This window comes from Sphingomonas sp. SL1004 (assembly GCF_057815015.1).
In genome coordinates this window covers 1-23,563 of the sequence record NZ_JBYMUX010000001.1, presented here as the reverse complement: position 1 = coordinate 23,563, position 23,563 = coordinate 1, and the positions used below count along the sequence as shown (strand labels likewise).

The window sequence follows — 23,563 nt, the reverse complement described above, 5'->3', positions numbered from 1 at the left end:
TTAACCGGACTGTTGTTTTAATGCAAGAACAGCGAAACTAACCACAGCGAACCACAAGTTCATTGTAACCAACCTACCGATCGGCAAAATCGTCTTTGATTAAATAGTGATGACGCAATCATCCACACCATTAATCCCCTCGCAAGCCTGCTACGACCTAATCAAATCCTTCGAGGGCCTATCCCTCAAGGCCTATCCCGATCCCGGCTCCGGTGGCGATCCATGGACCATCGGCTACGGCTCGACCGGCAAGGATATCAAGCGAGGCGTCGTTTGGACCCTCGCGCAGGCCGATGCCCGGTTGAAACAGGATATTGCAAGCTTCGCGCTTGGTGTCCGTGCGCTGATCGTGAAAGCACCGACAACGCAAAGCCAGTTTGATGCGCTAGTGTCGTTCGCGTACAACGTCGGCCTTGGAAATCTTCAATCGTCCACGTTGTTGAAGAAACACCTTTCTGGCCAGACCGTAGCGGCGAAAGCTGAGTTCGCACGTTGGAACAAGGCTGCTGGTCGAGCCCTTCCCGGCCTTACCCGTCGTCGTGCAGCCGAGGCGCGGCTTTACGGTTTCTGACTGCTGTCAAAATCGCGAATTTTGCAATCAACTGCTTCCTGTACTCCGTCCGCAGCCGCGTTCATCATGTCTACCGCGTGGTCTAGTTCCTTGGAACGTGAACCGGCGTCGTAGGCCTCACAAAGCATCGTCACAACGGGACGGTCCCGCTCGGGCAATTCCGCGATACTCGCAGCGCGGACTCTCGGGTCGTCTTCACATCGATTTAGGGCGGCGGATAGGTAGCCGGGGCGATCGGCGGGCATAACGGCGACCGAAGCGGATTGCAGTAACAGAGCGAGAATCATTGGGTCCCATTGCCCTAATCACATTAATTTATCATTGTTGGTATGTGGTGGGGCTGCGATACCGGTTGCAAGGAGATTCTTTCAGTGACAACCATTCTATGGTTCATCTGGCACGCGATCGTCGTTCTACTCGCCATCTTCTGCGTTGCCATTGTGGTTGGCGTTATCGCGTGGCCAATCATCTTGATTTACCGGCTGATGCGCTGGAGTATGGGGAAGCCGAATAAGCCGCTGAACCTCGGAAGACCGCCCTCGCTATCGATGCGTGGAAGAACGACACGTACACAAGACGTGGTTCATCATCACCATCACCATCATCATTGTGACCAAGATGGGGACGATGATTCCACTGGCATTGCGATTGTAGGTGCAACGACGGCGGCGGCTATTGTTGCAGCGGAGCTAACCTCCGATGAAGATGACGGTTAAGTTCCATTTGACAAGCTTTAAGTTCCCGATCAGGGGCGGACCTACCACTTTTTAGAAAGGTAGTCGGAATGTCGTTTCTCGAAAAGCTGAACGCGTTGATCGATCCAAAGTTGAAAGAGACGTTTGACCGCAAAGAATATGACCCCGCCCGCGATCGCGCGTGGGTTGTCGGTCGGCTAGAAACGACCAAGACGCAATTTTCCGCCACGGAGAGCACTCGCGGTGGTGGGGCGAAGTGGTGGCGGCTGGCCAATGGCGTGGTTTCGTTTTCGCCGGTACGCAAGGACTCCGCCCCCTTGGTCGTGAACGGCCAGACCACGCTCTTCATCCCGAGCGAGCATTTCGTGACGTTCATCAATCACATGATCGAAGCGGTCAACGCGGGTGAGTTTGACAAAGAGTTGTCCAGCGAGACGACAAGCGGCCACACGGTGAAGATCAAGACTCCACGCACTGCGTCGGCTGGCGGTGGTAAGGGTTGGAGCGAAGAACGTCGCGCCAAATTCGCCCAATCGATCGAAGCGCGGAAAGCGGCCAAAGGCGCATGATCCTCGCAGCGGCCCTACTCTTGATCGGACCAACGTTCCTACAGAGGACGCTTAACGATGGAGCCGAAGCAACGATTACCAGTCAAAGAACGGTTGCTGACGTAGAACGATGTGTACTATTCGAATCCGGCATTGATAGTAGACCACAGGTCTACAAGACCGCGACCGAAACCTACATCAACTATCCGGGAAATGCCGCAAGCCGGTCTATGATCCTGATAAAGGCTCAAGGTACGGGATCGATGGTTAGCAGCTTCCATGGCAAAGAGTTTGCCGAAGCAGCCAAACAGTGCGCTTCTAGCACTCAATAATTTACCCGAGGGGATGGCGGAAACGCTGTCCCCTTTTCCATGTCTGAACTCCGATCCGATCGAAATCGTTGCCCAAGCTTAAATAGAAATGATCGGGTGTCCCGGTCGTCTCTCAAGCTTGTAGCAATGGAGCAGCGGTAGCGCTGTTGAACATCCAAACCATCTGGTGATGACCAAGCCAAGCGCGCAAAACTGTAAGTTTGAAGACGCAAGCCTTTACGCATCACAGGCGACATGGACGGAAGTCCTTCCGCAAGGTCCCGTGCCAAACATCGGTGGCATCAACTATTATTGCGAAGGCATTCGTATCGGGACTTATGTCCAGTTTCAGTTCGGCTACGACTGGGACGCTGCAACGATGCCAAATAATCCGTTTGGCGATCCGACCAACAAAGATTCGTACATGGTCCCACACAAATGGCGCATCGAAGACAGCGCGGGGACGGTCCTTGCGCGTATCGAGAAGCCGAACGGTGAACCGCTCAACTCGACATCGAAACCAGTCGTTTCGCTGGGTTCGTACGACGGTCGTGGCGTGGCGATCATCACCGCCACGAACCAGTGGCATCCGTTCGGAACAACTCGTTCGGGTATCATCTGGCGTAGCCACGATCCGGTTGCTTACTCTCAGGCGCAAATTTACGCCAACGTACCGGTTTACGACATGCGCGTCCCCTTCGCTTCCAAGACCGGGTTCTCGGTCAACGGTGGCGATGCTCGTGTGTTCGGTGATGGACAGGCGAACGGCTTCGCTAATTACCGCGTCATGTCTTACGAGCCTACGACCTACACCGACATTATCGCACAGGGTTCAGCAACGAAGGACCCTTGGAAGGGTGGCGTCTACAACGACTCAGGCGCATCCCCCAACGCGGGTATCTGGTTGCGCTACACCCCGTTCAACCAAATGGGTCGTTCGCCAATCACCGGACCGGGCGGCACTCGTGACGATCGCCAGATCATGCCGGAAATGGTCGCACAGTATGCGCGCGACGTAGCCACAACGCGTCCGCATGATGGCCTATCAATGAAGAAGATCGCGCTGGATTACTTGACCGGCTATGTAAGCGATCCGTTTCATACCTTCGAGAACGGACGCAACCGCCCGCTTTACAAAGGTAACATGCGCCGCAACATCACGGCCCGAAACCATTATTATGGACCGGGACAGGCAGCTACGCCAGCAAGCCAAGCGTATTACGTCCAAGGTGGCCGCGCATATGAGTGGCAGCAATCGAACAGCCCGTTGCGCGTCAAGGTTCCCGGCTTCGGTCTGACTTCGGATCGCCCGATCTTCGGTACCAACATGATCGATGAAGCCCATGGTCACCAGTTGCCACACTGGGGTTCATTGCTGTTCCAGACGCCAGAGTTTGCGTTCTTGGGTCACCGGTTCTTCGATCAGGTCAAACTTTACGACAACGCGATCCTTGGTAAGGACGATTCGAACAGCGAGTTTTATGAGCGCGGCGCGGCTTGGAAGTTCTTCCAAACGGCCATGGCGTGGAAGACGGCATCGGCCAATTCTGATCGTCTGTACAGCCGTGCGGAAGTGATGGACTTCATCACGTTCGACTTCGAACGGTTCTACGACCTTTGGTATGACGCGACACCGGGGTTCTTGAACCCGCCAGCAAACATCATGCAGGGTGGTGATATCGATCAGCGATTGGCGGTCTTCGCGGGCGCATCGCGCTTCGGTCCGGTTCAGTTGACGGAAGACGGCGTTCACTGCCACGACTTCTACAGCGGATATTGGTTGAGCGCGCTTCACGCTGCGAGTAAGATTGGCTTCATCGACGCCTTGAAGGGTTCTACGGCGAAAACGAAGGCGGTAATTGAATGGCTTTTGGCCATGCATCGCAAGCGTATCGTTGGACGCGTCACGGCTGGCGCGCTGATCAACATAGCCGGTGATGCGGATTATCTGACACCCTACTGGCGTGTTGCCGAGATTAAGGCGGCTGGCGGAAACGTGGCAAGCTTGCCGCAGGACTTCGCAGCGGTAGCGGCGGCACATCCCGCACCAAGTCGGGATACGTTCACCAGCGGTGGCGCAACCAAGTCCCGCGACGGTCAAGCTATGGATCAGATTCTTGCGGGTCCTGCCCTACTCAAGGATATGGGGATGACCGGTACCGATCTTGATAACGCGGTGACGTTGGCGGAACAGCGCTTCCAACAGAAACTTGTTGCTGAAACGGCGAAGGGTCCAAACGCGGCGGGTGTGGATTGGTTCGTATATCACCAGACTACGAACAACCGTCCGTACAAACCTTCGTAACCGGGACCACGCCAACTTATAGCCGGTGATAAATACCGGCTATGATGACGAACTTTAAATCTGGAATGGTGGCGGCGTTGATGTTCCTTGGTTCGGAACCCAACAGATCGATAAGCGTCGTTCCCAATCATAGAGGAACCGCGATGGACGACCACGAGACCGAAGCCACGGCGTTGGATTTCCAAGAACGGATCGCAACTATGTCGGATAAAGCCATCCGGACTGCGTATCTGGCCAGTGACGGCGTTCCCGGCGTACCTTGGTTGGATGCCTTAGCGCAGGCGATGCGTGAGCGCGGAATATACGACTAGAGCGGATACGAAATCGGAAGGGCGGGGCTGTACCCCTAACATGCGCGCATCGTGGTAATCGATGCCGCTTTGCCGCTTGCGAGGCCCTTCCTGAGTTTCCTGACAGATGGCCGCTTCTAACGGGAGAACAGAAAGTGACCATCGCGTTAGGTCGTATTCGTTGAAAATCCCGCTTGCCGTTTTCCAGAATTCGGGACTACAACTTACGACGGTAGGAAGGGTGAGGCTCCACACCCAAGACATGCGCGCATCGTGGTAGTCGATACCGCTGTGCCCCTTGCAAGGCCCTTCCTACCGTCTCCGCTTTCACGGAAGTCACATCGAGGGTTTATCAACCAGCGATTGGGTCCGCCCCCGAATGCAACCCCAAGAGATTGTGCCAAATCCCCGAGTGACGCAAGGTCCTCAAGGGACTCAGTTCGTCGCGTTTACGCCGTGGTTGGCCGAACGCCTAATTGACGACGCGTGGACCTTAGCGGGGTGCAAGCTTTGCAAGAGAACGAGTCGGGAACGGAAAATTATTTACGGACGGTTTAAACTACCGCAAACGGCCCAGTTCTGAGCGCATGCCTCGCAAAACGATCACGAATCAGATTGCTTTTGTTCTCCTCATGTTCTCTCTAACCAGATGGGCAACGTTCGTTTTAAAACTCTTGGCGACTACACTACTCACGAAGCTAACCTCGAATGCACATGCTCCGGGTGTGGTCGTAAGGGGGTCGTACATCGGCTCGTGCTGGCGCGATGGTGCTACTTTAAGCGTAAGAATATGGCGGCGGAATGCCTGCCCGGATACTTGCGATGTTCAGCCTGCGGCGGGAGGCCAAAGTGGATACGACCAACGCCTTCACTGCCATCCTTCCCGAATTATGGTCGAGATGAACGGCAGTGGAAACGCTTATAGAGGAAACTTCGCGGCTAGATCGCTCTTACGACCATCACGATGCAACTCGCGAGCGTTGGAAGCCCGATAACGGCAATCGCGAACATCGCCGCGTGGTATCGACGCTCTGGAGGTACGCTTTTCACGATCGCTACAAGGGCGTTGTGAAATACCATGTGATCCTCAATTCTAGCGCGCTGTGACGCTAATTCTGGGGGTTTTCGGTATTTCCTGCCGGGTTTTACCCCAACGCCCTACGCAGCACGAGTACGGTAAAAATGCTTGAAAGGTGCTCTTTACGGTCGAGTAGCGGGCCGGAGACCTTTGCCTGATAATCGGCGGCGCATTTTGGGGCTCTCGCACACGCCAAGCTCGCATCGCCGAGATGGCCGCAGCGACACGGGTTCATCGCGGCGATCAACTGCACGCGCGCAGGGAACGTGACGTGCGCGTTGGCACGGGCGACGCTGACCGTGCCTGTCTCCAACGGCTGGCGCAGCGAATCGAGGACGGCACGCTGGAACTCGGGGAGTTCGTCGAGGAACAGCACGCCGAGATGCGCGAGACTGACTTCGCCGGGCTTGACCTTGAGACCGCCGCCGGTCAGCGCCGCCATCGATGCCGAGTGATGCGGGGCGCGGAACGGGCGCGTGCGGGTCATGCGACCGCCCGAGAGCGTGCCGGCGACCGACTGGACCATCGATACTTCCAGCGCCTCGGCCGGGTCGAGCGGAGGCAGGATGCCGGGCAGGCATGAGGCCATCAGCGACTTTCCGGAGCCGGGAGGGCCGACCATCAGCAGATTATGCGCGCCCGCCGCGGCAATCTCGAGCGCGCGCTTCGCCGTCTCTTGGCCTTTCACCTGACGCAGATCGGGACCGTGCTCGGCCTGGTCCGCTATGCCAGGCTTGGGTGGGCTGAGCAGGCCGTGGCCTTTGAAGTGGTTGAGCAGCGACAGCAGGTCGGGCGCGGCGATGACCTCGATCTCGCCGGCCCAGGCCGCCTCCGAGCCCTGCGCCGCCGGGCAGACGAGCCCCTTCCCTATTTCCGACGCATGCAGCGCCGCCAACAGGACGCCCGGCGACGCAGTGATCCGCGCGTCGAGCCCGAGTTCGCCGACGATCACATAGTCCGCCAACGCTTCGGCATCGACCACCCCCATCGCCGCCAGCAACGCCAGCGCGATAGGAAGATCGAAATGCGATCCTTCTTTCGGAAGATCGGCCGGCGACAGGTTCACTGCGATGCGTTTCGGCGGCAAAGAAAGTCCCATGCCGGCAATTGCACCGCGCACGCGTTCGCGGCTTTCGCCGACCGCCTTGTCCGCCAGTCCGACCACGTTGAATGCGGGAAGTCCTGGAATCAGTTGGACTTGCACCTCGACCGCGCGCGCTTCCAGCCCGAGATACGCCACCGTCGCAACGATCGCCGCCATGCCCGCTCCCCCGCGACACGACGTCACGCCTTATTCATACCCGATTTGCCATGCCTGCAATGGCAAGCGGCAGATCGCCGTCTTGCCAACCTAATACACCGGACCCACATGCCTTCCGTGAAAGCAGTCCGCTCCCCCCTCCTCCGTATCGGTCAGTTGGTGATCGGTGTGCTGTTGGTCATTGCCGCGCCGCTCCTCGCGCCGCTCCCGGGGCCGGCGGGAATCTTCTTGTTCGCTGGCGGGATGGTGCTGATCCTTCGCAACTCGCGGTGGGCGCGGCTGAAATGGGCTCGGTTGAAGCGGCGCTGGCCGAGAACGGGGCATTTCGTCGATCGGATGATGCGGCGGCAGAGTGCCATGCGTCGGCATGAGCGCGCCAAGGTCGCCAAAAACGCGCCCGTCGCGACGGGTGCGAATTGACTTACCGCCGCCCTTTCCGTAAGCGCCCAGCCATCAAGGCCGTCCCCGTGGCGGCCGTTTTCTATTTGATGACCTAGGGAATGACCAATGAAGCGGACCTTTCAGCCGAGCAACCTGGTACGCGCACGCCGTCACGGCTTCCGCGCACGGATGGCGACGGTCGGCGGCCGGGCAGTGATCCACGCACGCCGCGCCCGCGGTCGCAAGAAGCTGTCGGCCTAACCATACTCGACAAACGCCGCGATTTTCTCGCGGCGAATGCGGGGAAGCGTGCACCGATGCCGGGATTCGTCCTGCTCATGCGCCCCCGCGATGACGGTGACGAGACGATGCGAATCGGCTTCACCGTCACCAAGAAGATCGGCAACGCCGTCGTCCGGAACCGCATGAAACGGCGGTTGCGAGCGTTGGCGCGTGAGCTGTTGGCGGAGCGCGGCGTTGCCGGGGCCGACCATGTTTTGATCGGGCGTAATGGCGGGGTCGAGCGGGATTTCGCTTTGTTGCGGAGCGAGCTTGGTAAGGCGTTCCGCAAGGTCACGCCGCAAGCTGCTTCTAACACCTCAGCAGAAACCACCACCCCAGCACAGGCCACCACCCCGGCGAAGGCCGGGGCCCAATTGGGAAAGCGGCCGTGATGACTGGCTGCGGCTCGTTACCTCTGTTCCCCAATTGGGCCCCGGCCTTCGCCGGGGTGGAAATGTCTCACTCGAAGCGGTTCTCTTCCCCCTTGTTCTCCCGCGAAGGCGAGAGCCCAGTCTGGGTCCCCGCCTTCGCGGGGAAACAATCTAAGGGTCTCCGAGGCTCGGCTGCATCATGCTAGCCCGCTTCCTCATCCTTCTCGCACGCGGCTGGCAACTCGGGCCCTCGCTCGTCCTGCCATCGAGTTGCCGCTACGATCCTTCCTGTTCAGCCTATGCAATAGAGGCCGTTGGGCGCTATGGCGCGCTCAAGGGGGGCTGGTTGGCGGCGAAGCGTATCGCGCGTTGCCATCCGTGGGGCGGGTACGGCCCCGATCCGGTCCCAGATATCGACAAGAAATTGAAAGACGCCGCCCTGTGAAAGACGACAAGCAGAATTTCGTGCTGTTCGCGGTGATCGCGGCGCTGATCCTGTTCGGATGGCCGCTGATCCAGGGCAAGTTCTTCCCGACCGCGAATCCACCGGTCACGAAGATCCAAGGCGGCAAGACCACGGCAGTGGCGAACCCCGCAGCCGATCCCGCCGCCGACGGTGCCGCCGCAGTCGGCGATCGCAACGCGGTGATCGCCAGCACCCCGCGCATCCGCATCGAGACCCCCCGCGTGTCCGGTTCGATCAACCTGAAGGGCGCGCGGATCGATGATCTCGTGCTCAAGGGTTATGACGAGACCGTCGCGAAGAACTCGCCGCCGATCCGCCTGCTCTCGCCCGCCGGTGCGCCCGACGCGTATTTCGCGAGCTTCGGCTGGCGCGCGCAGGGCTTGGCCCCGCCCGCCGCCGACGCCGTCTGGACGCCCTCGGGCGCGACCACGCTGACGCCGACCACGCCGGTCACGCTCGACGCGACCAACGCCACCGGCCAGCGCTTCCGCATCCAGATCGCGGTCGACCAGGATTACATGTTCACGGTCCGCCAGACCGTCCTCAACGCCGGCACCGCACCCGTCCCCGTCGCCACCTATGGCCTCGTCAACCGGGTCGGGATCTCGAAGGATCCGTCGTCGATGACGATCCATGTCGGGCCGATGTCGGTCGACAATGGCGGCGCGCATTACCGTCCAAACTACAAGGACATCGACGAGGCCGCGCAGAAGTTTACGACCACCGGCGGCTGGCTCGGCTTCACCGACAAATATTGGCTGACCGCGATCATCCCGGACCAGGGCCAGACGTTCGACGGCCAGTTCCGCGCCGGCGCCAACAAGGCGTACCAGGCCGACTACGCGCTCCAGCCCAAGCAGGTCGCGCCCGGCCAGGCGATCACCCAGGTCTCGCGCTTCTTCGCCGGCGCCAAGGAAGTCCGCCTGCTCGATCGCTACACCGATCAGGCCGGCGGCGTAGCCAAGCTCGATTATGCGATCGACTGGGGCTGGTTCCGGATCGTCGAGAAGCCGATCTTCTATTATCTCGACTGGCTGTTCCGTGTGATCGGCAACTTCGGCGTCGCGATCATCCTGCTGACGGTAACGATCCGCGGCCTGCTGTTCCCGATCGCCCAGCGCCAGTTCAAGTCGATGGCGGCGATGCGCGCGGTCCAGCCCAAGGCGAAGCTGCTCCAGGAAAAGCACAAGGACGACAAGGTCCGCCTGCAGCAGGAGACCATGGCGCTGTACAAGGCCGAGGGCGTCAATCCGCTCGCCGGTTGCGCACCGACGCTGCTCCAGATCCCGATCATGTACGCTCTGTACAAGGTGCTGATGCTGACGATCGAGATGCGTCACCAGCCATTCGTCGCGTGGATCAAGGATCTGTCCGCGCCCGATCCGCTGACGCCGCTCAACCTGTTCGGCCTGCTGCCGTTCACGCCGCCGCACATGATCGCGATCGGCGTCGTGCCGATCATCCTGGGCATCAGCATGTACTTCCAGTTCAAGCTGAACCCGACGCCGATGGACGACACGCAGAAGCAGGTCTTCAAGCTGCTGCCATGGGTGCTGATGTTCGTGATGGCGCCGTTCGCGGTTGGCCTCCAGGTGTACTGGATCACGTCGAACTGCCTGACGATCATCCAGCAGAAGCTGTTGTACGCCCGCCATCCGGGCCTGAAAGTGCCGGTGACCAAGTGAACGACGTCCCTAACTTAGGTCCAGATCTCGAGCAGACCGACGCGCCGTTCACGCCCGAGATGCTCGAGCATGCGCGCAAGCTGTTCGCCGGGCATGTCGGCTTCCTGAAGTCGGCACCGACGCTGGAGTTCCTGCCCGACGCGTCGGTGCCGGAAGTGGCGTTTGCCGGCCGCTCGAACGTCGGCAAGTCGTCGCTGTTGAACGCACTCACCGGGCGCAACTCGATGGCACGCACGTCGAACACGCCGGGCCGTACGCAGGAACTGAACTTCTTCGACGTCGGGGCGCCGCTCGCGTTCCGGCTCGTCGACATGCCCGGCTACGGGTTCGCCAAGGCGCCCAAGGACGTGGTCAAGAAATGGCGTTTCCTGATCAACGATTTCCTGCGCGGCCGTGATGTTCTCAAGCGCGCGCTCGTGCTGATCGACTCGCGGCATGGCATCAAGGACGTCGACCGCGAGATCCTCGAGATGCTCGACAAGGCCGCGGTCAGCTACCGCATGGTCCTGACCAAGGCGGACAAGATCAAGGCGTCCGAACTGGTCGAAGTCACCGAACGTACCGCGATCGAGGCGCGCAAGCGTCCTGCTGCGCATCCAGATATCCTCGTCACGTCGAGCGAATACGGCATGGGCATCCCCGAACTCCGCGCGGCGGTGGTCGAAGCGGTGAGCTGAACGGGCGTGCCGTTCCCAAGCTTGATGTAGATTGCGCCGAAGTCGGGCGATTGCGGCTGACAGCTCGATCATCTCGATCTACCCTCGCTACAAACGGGGGAGAGCCACAATGAAGCGTACGCGTCTGGGAGCGATGTTGAGCGTGGCGGCCATGCTGTCGGCGTGCGGCGGCAGCGACAGCGATGGCGGGTTCTCCGGAACGCCGACCCCCACCCCTTCCACCACGCCTACCCCGACCGCGGCCTGTTCGCTGCGCAGTCGCCAGGACTGGGCCGCCGCGCAGCTGCGCGAATGGTATCTGTTCCCCGAGACGCTGCCCCCCAGCCTCGACCCCACGCCGTTCACGACGGTCGATGGCTATATCGACGCGCTGACCGCCACCGCACGATCGCAGCGGCGCGATCGGTATTTCACCTATCTGACGTCGATCAAGGAAGAGAACGCGTATTATAACTCCGGATCGAGCGCGGGCTTCGGCTTCCGCCTCGGGATCGATTCGACCAATCGCCTGTATGTGATCGAGTCGTTCGAGGGGGCACCGGCGCTGGCGGCCGGGCTCGATCGCGGAACTGAGATCGTCGCGGTCGGCACCACCTCCTCGAACCTGCGGACGATCAGCGCGATCATTTCGGCGGAAGGCAATGCCGGCCTGACCACCGCGCTGGGGCCGGATACCGTCGGCACGGCGCGTGTTTTCCAGATCGCCGATGCCACCGGCACGCGCACCGTGACAGTCGCCAAGTCCGACTTCACGCTGCAGCCGATCTCGCCGCGCTATGGTGCGCAGATCATCAACGACGGCGGGCGCAGCGTCGGCTATGTCAACCTCCGCACCTTCATCTCGACCGCCGACCCGGCATTGCGCCAGGCGTTCGCGCGATTCCGTGCGCAGGGCATCACCAACGTCATCGTCGATCTGCGCTACAATGGCGGCGGGCTGGTCGCGACCGCCGAACTGATGAGCGATTTGATGGGGGCGAACCGGTCTACCTCGGAGGTGGTCGACTACACGACGTTCCGCACCGAAAAGTCATCGAACAACACCACGCGCTATTTCGCGCCGCAGCCCGAATCGATCGCACCGACCAAGATCGCGTTCATCGGCACCGGCGGCACTGCATCCGCCAGCGAGTTCGTGATCAACGCCTTCATCCCGTATTTGCATACCAACGCGGCGTTGATCGGCACCAACACCTACGGCAAGCCGGTCGGTCAGATCGCGCTCGACAAGGCCGAATGCGACGATCGCCTGCGGGTGATCGCCTTTGCAACGCAGAACGCGGCGCGGCAGGGCGCGTATTTCGACGGTTTGGCGACCACGGTCGAGGCGAGCTGCCGGGCCAATGACGATATCGGTTATCCGCTCGGCGATCCTCGCGAGGCCTCCACGCGCCAGGCGTTGGACTTCCTGGCGGGGCGTTCGTGCACCGCGATCGGCGGGACGGCGAGCGCGCAACTGGCGCGGACTGCAGTGGTGCGCCAGGACCTGCTGATGCCCGCAGCACCAAGTACGGCTCAGCGGATGGTCCCCGGATCGTTCTAGGTGAAGGGCGGCGCGTCTCTATGCGTTTCCCGCATCTGCAGGAATTGAGACCGAGCTCCCGCCTTCGCGAGATGATACGGCCAACGCCACGGTCGTCTTATCGGATATGGCGACCAAAGGCGTAGCGCCCCACCGTTCAGCTCAGCGAAAGCCGGTTCGGCCGACGACCCCGGATTGTTTCCTACAGTGTGATGCGCCAACCCCGACCATGATTGACGTTTCGAGTACAGCGCGCCCACCAATCGCTGATGTCCACCGCGAAACCGCGCACGCCGTCCTGCCCGATTATGGCTGGTGGATCGGTGGCGGCATGATCGCGAGCCTTGCCGCACTGGCGCTGCTGATGCGTGTCGCGGGTCTGTCGATCGATCCGACGAACGTGGACGTCACGCCGTTCTACGTTGCCGGCGTGATCCTGCTGGCGCTGCGGTTCGGCCTGCGAAACCGACCGTGGCGTCATGCACGTGCGGTTGCCGACTGCGCGGAATATTACGGCGTCTTCACGATGCTCGCGCTGATGGGTGCCATTGCGAGCTACCCGATCGCTGCGATGACCGCGGGCTTCCACGATGCCGCGCTTCAGCGGATCGACCTGATGCTGCATTTCGACTGGCTCGCCTGGTACCGGCTCGTCGCGGCGACCCCGGTGCTCCAGACGCTGGGCCTCGCCGCCTATCGGAGCATCTACCTGACCCCGGCCATCCTGTTCGCGATCTTCGCCTTCACGGGCGACCGGGTAGCAGCGCACCGCTTTCTCGCAATCTTCTGGCTGACCGCTGTCGGTACGTTGATCCTCTATACCTTCATGCCGGCGGTCGGCCCGTTCTCGTATCTGTGGCACCATCCGATCGCCTACATGCCGGAGAGCGAACAATGGCAGCAGGGACTGATCCCCGCGCTGCGCGACCATAGCGTCCGGGTGGTCGATCTCGGCCATCTGCGCGGGATCGTGTCGGCGCCGAGCTTCCATGCCGCCGCCGCGACGCTCTACATCAATGCCGCCTGGCGGATGCCGCGACTGCGCTGGCCGGTACTCGCGATGAACGCCGCGATGCTGTTGTCGACGCCGGTGGAGGGTACGCATTACCTGATCGACATCCTGCTCGGCACGATGGTCGCGCTGGGGGCGATCGCCACGCTGCACCGGATCATGCCGCGCGAGATAAGTGGCGTTGCCGCAGCGCACGCACACCGCTAGTCCTCGCGTCATGAAACTGATCATCGGCAACAAGGCCTATTCCTCCTGGTCGCTGCGCGGCTGGCTCGCCTGCAAGCAGTCGGGGCTGCCGTTCGAGGAGGTGGTCGTGCCGATGTACGACGCCGATTGGGAAAAGCGCCGCTCGGGCGACGAGTTCGCGCCGTCGTCGGGTAAGGTGCCGATCCTGTGGGACGGCGATGCGGTGGTGTGGGACAGCCTCGCCATCGTCGACTACCTCGCCGACAAGGTCGGACGCGACCGGTTCTGGCCCGAGGACAACGCGGCACGCGCGATGGCGCGCTCGATGGCGGCGGAGATGCATTCGAGTTTCCAGGCGCTGCGCCGCAAGCACAGCATGAACGTCCGCCAAGTGTTCCCCGCACGGACGCCCGACGACGACGTGCTCGCCGAGCTACAGCGGATCATGGAAATCTGGGCACAGGCGCGCGCGCGCTTCGGCGGCGGTGGCGATTTCCTGTTCGGCCAGTTCGGCGCGGCGGACATCATGTTCGCGCCGGTCGTCACGCGGATCGTCACCTACCAGCTGCCGATCGCACGCTTTGCGGCGGGCTATATGCAGGCGATGTTCGAACATCCGTTCATGCAGGACTGGATCGCCGCGGCACAGGAAGAGGAATGGGTGCTCGAGCAATATGAGCAGCCGGTCGTAACGCCTGCATGAGTGAAGGAATCGATCCGGTCGCGCTGGCGCAGGCGCTGCTCCAAGCCGACAGCGTAACGCCTGCGCGTGGCACTGTGTTCGACGTGCTGGAGGCAGCTCTGGTGCCGATCGGCTTCGCCGTCGACCGGTTCACTGTCGGCGAGGTGCCCGACGGTCCGGTCGAGAATCTGCTGGCGACGCGCGGCGCGGGTCCACGCCATCTCGTCTTCGCCGGACATCTGGACGTCGTTCCACCGGGTGAGGGCTGGACCGGATCGCCATGGTCTGGCGAGCTGCGCGACGCATTGCTCTATGGGCGCGGTGCAGTCGACATGAAGGGCGCGGTGGCCGCGTTCGTCGCTGCCGCCAGCCGGAGCGATGCGGGGACGGTGTCGCTGATCATCACCGGCGACGAGGAAGGGCCTGCGACCTACGGCACCGTCGCGTTGATGGAGCGGATGGCCGCGCGCGGGATCGTGCCGGATTTGTGCCTGGTCGGTGAGCCGACCTCGACCGCGCGGCTAGGCGATATGGTAAAGATCGGCCGGCGCGGTTCGGTGAACATATGGATCGACGTGCCGGGGCGGCAGGGTCACGTCGCCTACCCGCATCTGGCCGACAACCCGATCCCGCGGCTGATCGCGATCCTCGCGGAGATCGAGACGGTCGTGCTGGACGAGGGGACCGACTGGTTCCAGCCCTCGAACATCGAGGTGACCGACATCGCGGTCGGCAACCCTGCGCACAATGTGATCCCGGCCCGGGCGTCGGCGCGGCTGAGCATCCGCTTCAACGACCAGCACCGGGGCGCCGCGTTGATCGAGCGTATCCGGACGATCGCCGGACGTCACGACGCTGGGGCGATCGTGATGGGCAAGGTTTCGGGCGAAGCGTTCCTGACGGAGCCGGGTGCGTTCTCGACGCTGCTGTCGGACGCCATCCATGCGGCAACCGGGATCGTGCCCGAACTGTCGACCACCGGCGGCACATCGGATGCGCGCTTCCTGTCGAAGCTGTGCCCAGTGGTCGAGTTCGGCCTGATCAACGCGACGATGCACAAGGTCGACGAGGCGGTCGCGGTCGAGGACCTGCTGACGCTGGCGGATATCTATGCCGACGTGATCGAGCGCGCGCTGAGGTAGATACGGCAGCGCTGCGTCCGCCAGCGCATTCCAACACACGTCCGACAACTCATCTAAAATTTCCGACCCGTCCAAATCTGCACGTCCGTCCAAATTCGTCACCCCAGCGAAAGCTGGGGTATCCCCGTTTGGCGGGCGGCGCGCGGGACCGCGTGATATCCCAGCTTTCGCTGGGATGACGGGGGAAGTTGGACAGGGTCCCCTTCTCCCCCATCCCCCCGTTCGTGCCAAGTAGAGGCCAAGTAGCCCATTCGGACGTATCAAGCTCGTATCGAGGTACAGGTCCTCTGCACCGACCCATCCCTCGATACGCCGTCTCGATCCGCTCCGTTGGATCTACTCGATCGCTACTCGGGACGAACGGTTGAACCGGTTACCCATCCCGCCCACGCCGCAAGACGATATACAACGCCCCCAGCCCGCCATGCCGCGGATGCGCGCCGCGCACCGCCGCGATCGAGTCCGCGTGTCGCGACCCGGCCAGCCAGTCCGTCACCGCAGACCGGATCGCGCCGCGCGCGTGCGGGCGTTCGCTTTCGGGGCGCGGCGGCTTGCCTGTCACCAGCAGCAGCACGCGGTCGCCGCGTGCGATCGCCCGTCCCAGGCCCAGGTCGAGCATCGTATGCGCCGATGCCAGCGTATGCCCGTGCAGATCGATCGAACTGTCGGGACTGACTACACCGCGCGTCAGCCTCTTGTCCCAGCCGCCGTCGAGCGTGTTGGCGGTAATCGGCTTTGCCACCGGCCGTGGCGGTGCCACCGGTTTCGCACCCGGTCGACTGGCGAAGGGCGTGATGACGGTGCGGACGAGCGGCTTCACGCGTCCCATCGGCGCAGGGGGAGGCGGAACGGCCTTTCCGTTGGGACCGATCACCGGCTTGGGCGGGGGCGGCAGCGGCGGCGCGCGCTCGGGGATGCGGACCGCGACTGTGCGCATCGGCCGGACGCTCGCCATCACGCGCGCCCAGAGTTGCGCCTCGTCAGGGTTGAGCGGACGGCCCGCCATATCGCGCTCCACTTAGACGAGCCACGGTACCGATCGGCAGCAGAAGATACGCGGTGCCGCGCCCGGCCATGCCACCGGCCGTCGCCTCAGCCGCAGCACCCGCACCCCAGAAGGTGTCGAAGCGGTTGCTACCCTTGATCGCGCCGCCGGTATCCTGGGCGACCCATAGCCCACTCGCATCCTGGCGATCGAGCGACAGAAACACGGGCGCGCCGAGCGGCACGAATTTGACATCCGCCGCTGCGCTGACTTGGCCGGTAACCGGCAACCCCAGTGCGCCCAAGGGTGCTCCCTCCAGTTCGCGGAAGAACACGAAGCTCTTGTTCTCGCGCATGATCGCCTGCCCTTCGGTGGGATGCGCATGGAGCCAGGCGACGATGCCCTGCATCGAGGTTTGCCCCGGCTGCAGCAATCCGCGCGACTTCATCAGCGCCCCGATACCCGTGTAGTCGCGGCCGTTCTGCGTCGCGTAGCCGATCCGCAGGATCTCGCCATCGGGCAGCCGCAGCCGCCCCGAACCCTGGATCTGCAGGAAGAACAGCTCGATCGGATCGCGTGCCCAGGCGAGGATCGGCGCCTTGCCCGACAGCGCACCCTGCTCGATCGCGGTCCGGTCGTAATAGGGAACGAGGTTGCTGCGATCGACCCGCCCGCGCACCTTCTTGCCCTTGAGCGCCGTCGAGAACGCGCCCAGGTCGACGTCGATCAGGTCGTTCGGCCGGCCATAGATCGGCGCATACCCGTCGCGACGCTCGATCGAGCCGGCGATCTCCGGCTCGTAATAGCCCGTCGCGAACGCCTTGCCGTCGCCGATCTGCGCCGTCTCGAACCACTGCGCGAAGAACGTGCGCGCATCGCGGCGATCGGTCGAGGCCGCCGCCGTGCACGCGGGCTGCCAATCCGTGCCGCGAGTGAGGCCCGACGTATCGGTCCGGCGCACTAGGGAAGGGCAACTTGTCACGAAAGCGGTAAGCGCGGCTTGAGCCTGCGCATCGTCGATCGGCAGACTCGCTAGCGACGGCCCAGGGATCACGCCGGCCGCCGCCGCATTCAAGGGCTCGATCGCAGGCACCACCGGCGCGGGCAGCAAAGGCACCGCGCCAACGATGCGAGCGGGCGCCTGAATGCCGCGGATGTTGGGAGAGGCACCGGTATCCCGCGACGGATGCACGCGCACCGGCTCAGCCGGACGCGTGTCGCGATCGATCGGTGCCGGACCGCTACGTGGTGGCTCGACGCCGCCGACACACGCGCTCAACAGCAGCGCGAGCCCTACGCCGCCAAGCCCTGCCCCCCTGAACTGCCGCATCAGGCTTCGTCGGTGTCCGCAAGCTTCCAGTTCGGATCGCTGCTCTTGAGCGTCCGGGCGAAGGTCCACACGTCGTGCGTTTCGACCGCGTCGGTCAGCGAGCCAGCGAGGACGTTGCCCTCTGCGTCACGCGTCACGGCAGCAATGTCGGCATCGAAGCGCACGGTGATCCGCGCATCGCGACCCGACACGCTCGCATCGGCGATGATCGCGCGCTCGATCGATACCAGACGGTTGTCGAGCACTTCGCCAGCCTCGCGGCGGGCGACAATCGCCTCGACGAACGCGGCACGAACGTCGTCGACCGCGAGATCGGCCAGCGCGTCTTCGTCACCCTTCCAAAAGGCTTCGAGGATCATGCGATAGGCCGCATGCGAGCCTTCGAGGAAACGACCGACGTCGAAACCGGGTTCGCCCGCAACGATGGCACGAAGCCCTGCCTCCGCCTGAGGCTCGATGTTGCGGTTGGCGACCTCGCGCGGTTCGGCGACGGCGTCGACCGTTCGTGGAACGACGGCAAGCGCGGGGCGGTCTTCGGCCGCGCGCGGCAACGGCTGTTCATGGCCGGTCCGCTTACCGAGCACGCTGTACAGGCGCATGGCGAGAAAGCCTGCCACCATCGCGAGAAGAACTACGTAAAACAACCGTGCCTCCGATCTTCGGGCTAACATAGGCCAAAGCTGCGCTTATTCAAACCCGCGCCCGTTGAAACGCCCCGTCGGCACTGCTAATCGCACCGCCTCGACCAACCAGAACGCGCGAGCGTTCCGCTTCGGTCCCCTCTTTGCGCTAATCTTCCCCTTACGTATATCTTCAAGGACATGACGAATGGATGACCAGGACAATGGCGTGACGGCCCCCGGCCAGTTTGGCGACCAGCCGCTCGCGAACGGCGAGGATACGATCCCGGCCGCCGGCCTGATCTCGCAATACGTCAAGGATCTGTCGTTCGAGAACCCGAACGCCCCCGCCGTCTACCAGAACCAGACCCCACCCGCGATCGACGTGCAGTTCAACATCGGCGCGGCGCAGGTCGGCGACGAGGTTCACGAAGTCGTACTGAAGATCGACGTCCGCGCCGAGACCGACGGCCAGGTCGCGTTCATCGTCGACCTGTCGTACGCAGGCCTGTTCGGGCTCCGCAACATCCCGGCGGAGCATGTCCAGCCGTTTTTGCTGGGCGAGGCACCCCGCCTGCTGTTCCCGTTCGCGCGCCGCGTGCTGTCGGATGCAGTGCGTGACGGTGGTTTCCCGCCGCTGCTGCTCGAGCCGATCGATTTCTCGCAGCTCTATATCCAGCAGTCGGAGCAGCAGGACATCCAGCCGAACGTCGGCGATTTCGGTCAGGCCTGATCGAAGGACGCGGGGGGCGGAATAGATGAACCTTGCCAAGGCGCTGGGATCGGTCGGCGGGCTGACGCTCGCCAGCCGTATCCTGGGGTTGGTGCGCGACTCGCTGTTCGCGCGGTTCGTCGGCGCCGGGTTCGCGTCGGACGCGTTCCTGATCGCGTTCCGCCTCCCCAACATGTTTCGCGCCCTCTTCGCGGAGGGCGCGTTCTCCGCCGCGTTCATCCCGATGTTCAATCGAAAGGTCGGCGACAAGGAAGGCCGCGGGCTGCCGGACGGGATCGCGTTCGCCGAGGATGCGCTGTCGGTGCTGCTGCCGACGCTGATCCTGATGACCGCCATCTTCGAACTCGCGGCGTGGCCGATGACGTGGCTGCTGACGTTCGGGTTCAACGGCGCGAGCGCTGAGCGGTTCGACTATGTCGTCCACCTCTCGCGGATCACGCTGCCCTATCTGCTGCTGATCAGCCTCGTGTCGCTGCTCGGTGGCATCCTCAATTCGCTGCACAAGTTCTGGATCAACGCCGCGGCGCCGATCCTGCTTAACGCGACGCTGATCGCGGCACTGCTGCTGTTCCACGAGCACCAGCCGCTGCTGACCGCGCGCAACCAGGCGATCGCGGTGACGGTCTCGGGTGCGTTGCAGCTTCTGTGGCTGATCTGGGCATGCCGCGCGTCCGGCGTGAAGCTCCGGCTGAAGCGTCCGCAACTCAATCCCGACGTAAAGAAACTCATGTCGCTGATCTGGCCCGCCGCCGCCGGGGCAGGCGCGGTGCAGATCAACCTCGTCGTCTCGACCGCGCTCGCCGCCGCATTGCTCCCAGCGGGCTCGGTCTCGTACATCTATTTCGCCGACCGACTGAACCAGCTTCCCCTCGGGCTGATCGGCATCGGTCTCGGTACCGTCCTGCTTCCGACCATCTCGCGTCAGCTCGGCCGCGGCGAGGATGCCGAGGCGATGGTGACTCAGAACCGCGGCATGGAGCTCGCGCTGTTCCTGACGCTGCCCGCGACGGTCGCGCTGATCGTGTGCGGGGTGCCGATCGTCGGTGCACTGTTCCAGCACGGCAAGTTCGCGCTCGACGACAGCGTGCTGACCGCGCAGGCCTTGGCCGCCTTCTCGATCGGCCTGCCGTCGTATATCCTCGTGAAGGTCCTGACGCCGGGCTATTACGCGCGCTCTGACACGCGCACGCCGGTGCGCTATGCGACGATGTCGATGGTCGTGAACCTCGTCCTCAACCTCGCCTTCATCAAGCCGCTCGGTCACATGGGCCCACCGCTCGCCACCGCGATCGCAAGCACCGTCAACGTCGCGATGCTGTACCGAACGCTCGCCCGACGGGGACATTTCGTCGCAGACGCGCGCCTTCGCCGGCGGACGTGGCGGCTGCTGATCGCCGCGCTGATCATGGGCGTCGTGATGTATTTTCTGAACGACCTGTTCCAGCCGTTCGTGACCGGCACCAGCGTCCAGCGTTGGGGCGCCATGCTGGTGCTGGCGACAACCGGCGGCGTGGTCTATGCGATCGCGACATTGCTCACCGGCGCGTTCCGGCTGGGCGACATTTCCACGCTTCTGCGTCGTTCCAGATAGGTTTCACTATGCGCGTCGTCTCCGGCATCAAGCCCACCGGTAATCTCCATCTCGGCAATTACCTGGGGGCGGTGAAGCAGTGGGTGACGCTACAGGACGACGTCGCCGCACAGGGTGGCGAGTCGATGTTCTTCATCGCCGATCTCCACGCGCCGACCGAGTGGATCGCGCCCGCCGAGCTGTCGTCGCACACGATCGAGGTCGCCGCGACGATGATCGCCGCGGGGATCGATCCGGCGAAGTCGATCCTGTTCAATCAGGCGCGCGTGCCGGCGCACAGCGAGATGGCGTGGCTGCTCAACACCGTCGCCCGCGTTGGCTGGCTGAACCGGATGACGCAGTTCAAGGACAAGGCGGGCAAGAACCGCGAAGGCGCGAGCGTCGGGTTGTACGACTACCCCGTGCTGATGGCCGCCGACGTGCTGCTCTACAACGCGACACACGTGCCGGTCGGCGAGGACCAGAAGCAGCACCTCGAACTCGCGCGCGACATCGCTACCAAGTTCAACGGCGACTACGCGGTCGACCTGTTCACGCTGCCGGCCCCGTTGATCAGCAAGGCCGCGCCGCGGATCATGTCGCTGCGCGATGCGTCGGCGAAGATGTCGAAGTCGAACCCGTCCGAGCAGTCGGTGGTCAAGCTGATCGACAGCGACGACACCATCGCCGACAAGTTCCGCAAAGCGAAGACCGATCCCGACGTGTTGCCCGCGACGGTCGAGGAGCTGGGCGATCGGGTGGAAGCGCGTAATTTGCTGACGATCTATGCGGCACTGGCGGACAGCGATGTGGCGACGGTGCTGGGCGAGTTTGGCGGCAAGGGTTTCGGCGCGTTCAAGCCTGCGCTGGCCGATCTGGCGGTGGCGAAGCTGGGCCCGATTCGCGACGAGATGGTGCGGTTGCTGGATGACCGCGGCGCGGTGACCGCGGTGTTGCAGGCGGGGGCCGAGAAGGCGCGTGCGCTGGCTGCACCGGTGTTGAAGCAGACGCAGGACGCGATGGGGTTGCAGGTTTAAGCCGCCTGCCGCTCCGTCACCCCGGACGTGTTCCGGGGTCCACCGTTCCGCGATCTCACGTCTCTCGATTTTGCGGAAGCCTGGATGCCGGAACAAGCCCGGCATGACGGAGATCTGCTCCACGCATCGCCACGCGTAGACTTACCGTCACCCCAGCTGAGCTAGGGTCTCTCTCGTTGCACGCTGAACCTGCCGAACGGAAAGTTCCCAGCTTCCACGGGGATGAAGGTTTGGGGGTGTGTTTCAGCTAGAAAGCTTGTTCCCCCGCGAAGGCGGGGGTCCAGTCTGGGCTCCCGCCTTCGCGGGAGAACATGGAAGGGAGAGCCCGCCTAGCCTTCCAGCTCGCGCATCAGCACGCGCACCGCGGCATCGATGTCACGATCCGAGTCGCGCAGCTCCTCGATCTTCCGCACCGCATGGATCACCGTCGAGTGATCACGCCCGCCGAACTTCCGTCCGATCTCCGGCAACGACCGCGTCGTCAGGCGCTTTGCCAGATACATCGCGATCTGCCGCGGCCGTGCCACCGCCCGAGCCCGCCGCGCCGAGATCAGGTCGAGCGGCTTCAGCTCGAAATGCGCCGATACCAGCTTCTGGATCTCGTCGATCGTCACACGCTTCTGCGCCCCGCGGAGAACCTCACCCAACGTCGCCACCGCGAAGTCGAGATCGATCGTATCGCCGGTCAGCTGGGCATAGGCCACGACGCGGTTCAGCGCGCCTTCGAGCTCGCGGATGTTCGCATGGATACGGCTCGCGAGCAGATCGAGCACATCGGTCGGCACGCGCATATCGGGCAGGTCGACCAGCTTCCGGTCGAGGATCGTCCGGCGCAGCACCAGATCCGGTGCCTTGATGTCCGCGACGAGCCCCACCGACATCCGGCTGACGATCCGCGCCTCGACGCCTTCCAGCGCCTGGGGGCAGCGATCGGCGGAGATCACCAGCCGCTTGCCCGCCGCCATGATCTCGTTGACGGTGTGGAAGAATTCTTCCTGCGTCGCGTCCTTGCCGGCGATGAACTGGAGGTCGTCGATCAACAGCAGGTCGGCGCCGCGCAGTCGCTGCTTGAAGGCATGCGTATCGCGCGCGCGCATCGACGCGACGAAATCATACATGAAGCGCTCGGCGGACATGCACAGCACGATCGCGTGCGGGTTGTGCTCGAGGAACGCATGGCCGATCGCGTGCATGAGGTGGGTCTTGCCCTGCCCCGTGCCGCTGTGGAGGAACAGCGGGCTGAACCGGACCGGGCCAGGCTCGGCGAGGACCTTGGCCGCGTTGAACGCGACCTTGTTCGACGGATCGACGACGAATCGCGCAAAGGTATAGCGCGGATCGAGCGGCGGCCGTTCGGCTGGCACGCCGACCGGCACGGGCGCTGGCGCGGCGACCACCGCCGGCGCAGGCTTCAACGACGGATCGACACCGAACTTCATCGACGTCTGGACGGGCTGCGGAGCGGGCTCGACCGCCAACGCCGCGACGACGTCCGCCGGAACCGGCACGGTCTCGATCGCGAGCACGACCGGCGCGCGACCCGGCGCCCGGGTCTCGATCTGGACGGTGCGGACGTTGGGCAGGATCTGTTTGAATTCGAGCACGAGTCGGTCGGCGTAGTGATTGCGGACCCAATTCGTCATGAACGCGGATGGCAGCGCCAGACGGATCGTGTCGCGGTCCTCGCCTGGGATCAGCTCGATCGGTTTCAGCCACTGCTCGAACAGTCGCGTGCCGGCCGACTCGCGCAGGGACGTCCGCACGCGCGCCCAGGCCTTCTCGGCCTCGGTCGCGTGCGTCACAGATCCTTGCCACTTCGTCAC

22 protein-coding genes and 1 pseudogene are annotated in these 23,563 nt (G+C 63.1%); 18 read left to right on the top strand and 5 right to left on the bottom strand.

All coding sequences use genetic code 11. The features are described from left to right. Window positions 1-109: 109 nt before the first annotated feature. The 5 genes from AC3D24_RS00115 (at window position 110) to AC3D24_RS00095 (ending at window position 4,741) form a co-directional block, all read left to right on the top strand. Window positions 110-571: a lysozyme gene (locus tag AC3D24_RS00115; RefSeq protein WP_489027137.1), complete on the top strand. Its 462-nt coding sequence runs from the start codon at window positions 110-112 to the stop codon at window positions 569-571. A gap of 371 nt (window positions 572-942) precedes the next feature. After that, the gene (locus tag AC3D24_RS00110) at window positions 943-1,287 is read left to right on the top strand and encodes a hypothetical protein (RefSeq protein ID WP_489027135.1); all 345 of its coding nucleotides are present in this window, start codon (window positions 943-945) and stop codon (window positions 1,285-1,287) included. A gap of 68 nt (window positions 1,288-1,355) precedes the next feature. Then, entirely contained in the window at window positions 1,356-1,835 is a 480-nt protein-coding gene (locus AC3D24_RS00105; RefSeq protein ID WP_489027133.1) for a hypothetical protein, read from the top strand. Window positions 1,836-2,315: 480 nt separating this feature from the next. Next, complete coding sequence (locus AC3D24_RS00100) at window positions 2,316-4,430, top strand: hypothetical protein (RefSeq protein ID WP_489027131.1); 2,115 nt, start codon at window positions 2,316-2,318, stop codon at window positions 4,428-4,430. Window positions 4,431-4,573: 143 nt separating this feature from the next. Further along, window positions 4,574-4,741 carry a hypothetical protein gene (locus tag AC3D24_RS00095; protein ID WP_489027129.1) on the top strand — a complete coding sequence of 56 codons (168 nt, stop codon included), beginning with the start codon at window positions 4,574-4,576 and terminating at the stop codon, window positions 4,739-4,741. A 1,181-nt stretch (window positions 4,742-5,922) separates the two neighbouring features. On the opposite strand, the pseudogene AC3D24_RS00090 reads toward AC3D24_RS00095, so the two are convergent. Then, window positions 5,923-7,059, bottom strand: a pseudogene (locus AC3D24_RS00090) (YifB family Mg chelatase-like AAA ATPase); the annotation flags it as partial. Between the two features lie 108 nt (window positions 7,060-7,167). Here AC3D24_RS00090 and AC3D24_RS00085 point away from each other — a divergent pair. From AC3D24_RS00085 to dapE, 10 genes are all read left to right on the top strand, one after another. After that, complete coding sequence (locus tag AC3D24_RS00085) at window positions 7,168-7,479, top strand: hypothetical protein (protein ID WP_489027127.1); 312 nt, start codon at window positions 7,168-7,170, stop codon at window positions 7,477-7,479. A gap of 87 nt (window positions 7,480-7,566) precedes the next feature. Next, window positions 7,567-7,701: a 50S ribosomal protein L34 gene (gene rpmH / locus AC3D24_RS00080; RefSeq protein WP_031393806.1), complete on the top strand. Its 135-nt coding sequence runs from the start codon at window positions 7,567-7,569 to the stop codon at window positions 7,699-7,701. A 56-nt stretch (window positions 7,702-7,757) separates the two neighbouring features. Beyond that, complete coding sequence (gene rnpA / locus AC3D24_RS00075) at window positions 7,758-8,114, top strand: ribonuclease P protein component (protein WP_489027125.1); 357 nt, start codon at window positions 7,758-7,760, stop codon at window positions 8,112-8,114. Between the two features lie 178 nt (window positions 8,115-8,292). After that, window positions 8,293-8,538: a membrane protein insertion efficiency factor YidD gene (yidD, locus tag AC3D24_RS00070; RefSeq protein WP_489027123.1), complete on the top strand. Its 246-nt coding sequence runs from the start codon at window positions 8,293-8,295 to the stop codon at window positions 8,536-8,538. After that, window positions 8,535-10,244 (top strand): membrane protein insertase YidC, encoded by a 1,710-nt coding sequence (yidC, locus tag AC3D24_RS00065; RefSeq protein ID WP_489027121.1) that lies wholly within the window; start codon window positions 8,535-8,537, stop codon window positions 10,242-10,244. Before yidD ends, yidC begins: the two co-directional genes overlap by 4 nt. A gap of 59 nt (window positions 10,245-10,303) precedes the next feature. Further along, window positions 10,304-10,921 (top strand): ribosome biogenesis GTP-binding protein YihA/YsxC, encoded by a 618-nt coding sequence (gene yihA, locus AC3D24_RS00060; protein WP_056052878.1) that lies wholly within the window; start codon window positions 10,304-10,306, stop codon window positions 10,919-10,921. Between the two features lie 109 nt (window positions 10,922-11,030). Next, a complete protein-coding gene (locus tag AC3D24_RS00055; protein WP_489027119.1) occupies window positions 11,031-12,464 on the top strand; it encodes a S41 family peptidase in 1,434 nt (477 codons plus the stop codon). A gap of 208 nt (window positions 12,465-12,672) precedes the next feature. Further along, a complete protein-coding gene (locus AC3D24_RS00050) occupies window positions 12,673-13,662 on the top strand; it encodes a phosphatase PAP2 family protein (RefSeq protein ID WP_489027117.1) in 990 nt (329 codons plus the stop codon). Between the two features lie 10 nt (window positions 13,663-13,672). Continuing rightward, window positions 13,673-14,344: a glutathione S-transferase gene (locus tag AC3D24_RS00045; RefSeq protein WP_489027115.1), complete on the top strand. Its 672-nt coding sequence runs from the start codon at window positions 13,673-13,675 to the stop codon at window positions 14,342-14,344. Then, window positions 14,341-15,465, top strand: a complete 1,125-nt coding sequence (dapE, locus tag AC3D24_RS00040; RefSeq protein WP_489027113.1) for a succinyl-diaminopimelate desuccinylase — start codon at window positions 14,341-14,343, stop codon at window positions 15,463-15,465. The genes AC3D24_RS00045 and dapE overlap by 4 nt, the downstream gene beginning before the upstream one ends. Before the next feature lie 373 nt (window positions 15,466-15,838). Here the strand turns inward: dapE and AC3D24_RS00035 are convergent, their stop codons facing one another. From AC3D24_RS00035 to AC3D24_RS00025, 3 genes are read right to left on the bottom strand one after another with little or no spacing between them, the layout of a single operon-like run. Next, window positions 15,839-16,471 (bottom strand): Smr/MutS family protein, encoded by a 633-nt coding sequence (locus tag AC3D24_RS00035; RefSeq protein WP_489027111.1) that lies wholly within the window; start codon window positions 16,469-16,471, stop codon window positions 15,839-15,841. Further along, window positions 16,446-17,780, bottom strand: coding sequence for a murein transglycosylase A (gene mltA / locus AC3D24_RS00030; RefSeq protein WP_489027110.1), 1,335 nt, complete (start codon window positions 17,778-17,780; stop codon window positions 16,446-16,448). Before mltA ends, AC3D24_RS00035 begins: the two co-directional genes overlap by 26 nt. After that, window positions 17,780-18,424: a Tim44/TimA family putative adaptor protein gene (locus AC3D24_RS00025; RefSeq protein ID WP_489027108.1), complete on the bottom strand. Its 645-nt coding sequence runs from the start codon at window positions 18,422-18,424 to the stop codon at window positions 17,780-17,782. Before AC3D24_RS00025 ends, mltA begins: the two co-directional genes overlap by 1 nt. 184 nt (window positions 18,425-18,608) lie before the next feature. Here AC3D24_RS00025 and secB point away from each other — a divergent pair, with 184 nt between their 5' ends. Genes secB through trpS form a run of 3 tightly spaced genes read left to right on the top strand, consistent with a single transcriptional unit; the run spans window position 18,609 to window position 21,740 of the window. Then, window positions 18,609-19,133 carry a protein-export chaperone SecB gene (gene secB, locus AC3D24_RS00020; protein ID WP_489027106.1) on the top strand — a complete coding sequence of 175 codons (525 nt, stop codon included), beginning with the start codon at window positions 18,609-18,611 and terminating at the stop codon, window positions 19,131-19,133. A gap of 25 nt (window positions 19,134-19,158) precedes the next feature. After that, a complete protein-coding gene (murJ, locus tag AC3D24_RS00015; RefSeq protein WP_489027104.1) occupies window positions 19,159-20,724 on the top strand; it encodes a murein biosynthesis integral membrane protein MurJ in 1,566 nt (521 codons plus the stop codon). 8 nt (window positions 20,725-20,732) lie between these two features. Further along, window positions 20,733-21,740 carry a tryptophan--tRNA ligase gene (gene trpS, locus AC3D24_RS00010; RefSeq protein WP_489027102.1) on the top strand — a complete coding sequence of 336 codons (1,008 nt, stop codon included), beginning with the start codon at window positions 20,733-20,735 and terminating at the stop codon, window positions 21,738-21,740. Window positions 21,741-22,069: 329 nt separating this feature from the next. Here trpS and dnaA read toward each other — a convergent pair whose 3' ends face one another. Continuing rightward, the gene (dnaA, locus tag AC3D24_RS00005) at window positions 22,070-23,563 is read right to left on the bottom strand and encodes a chromosomal replication initiator protein DnaA (protein WP_489027100.1); all 1,494 of its coding nucleotides are present in this window, start codon (window positions 23,561-23,563) and stop codon (window positions 22,070-22,072) included.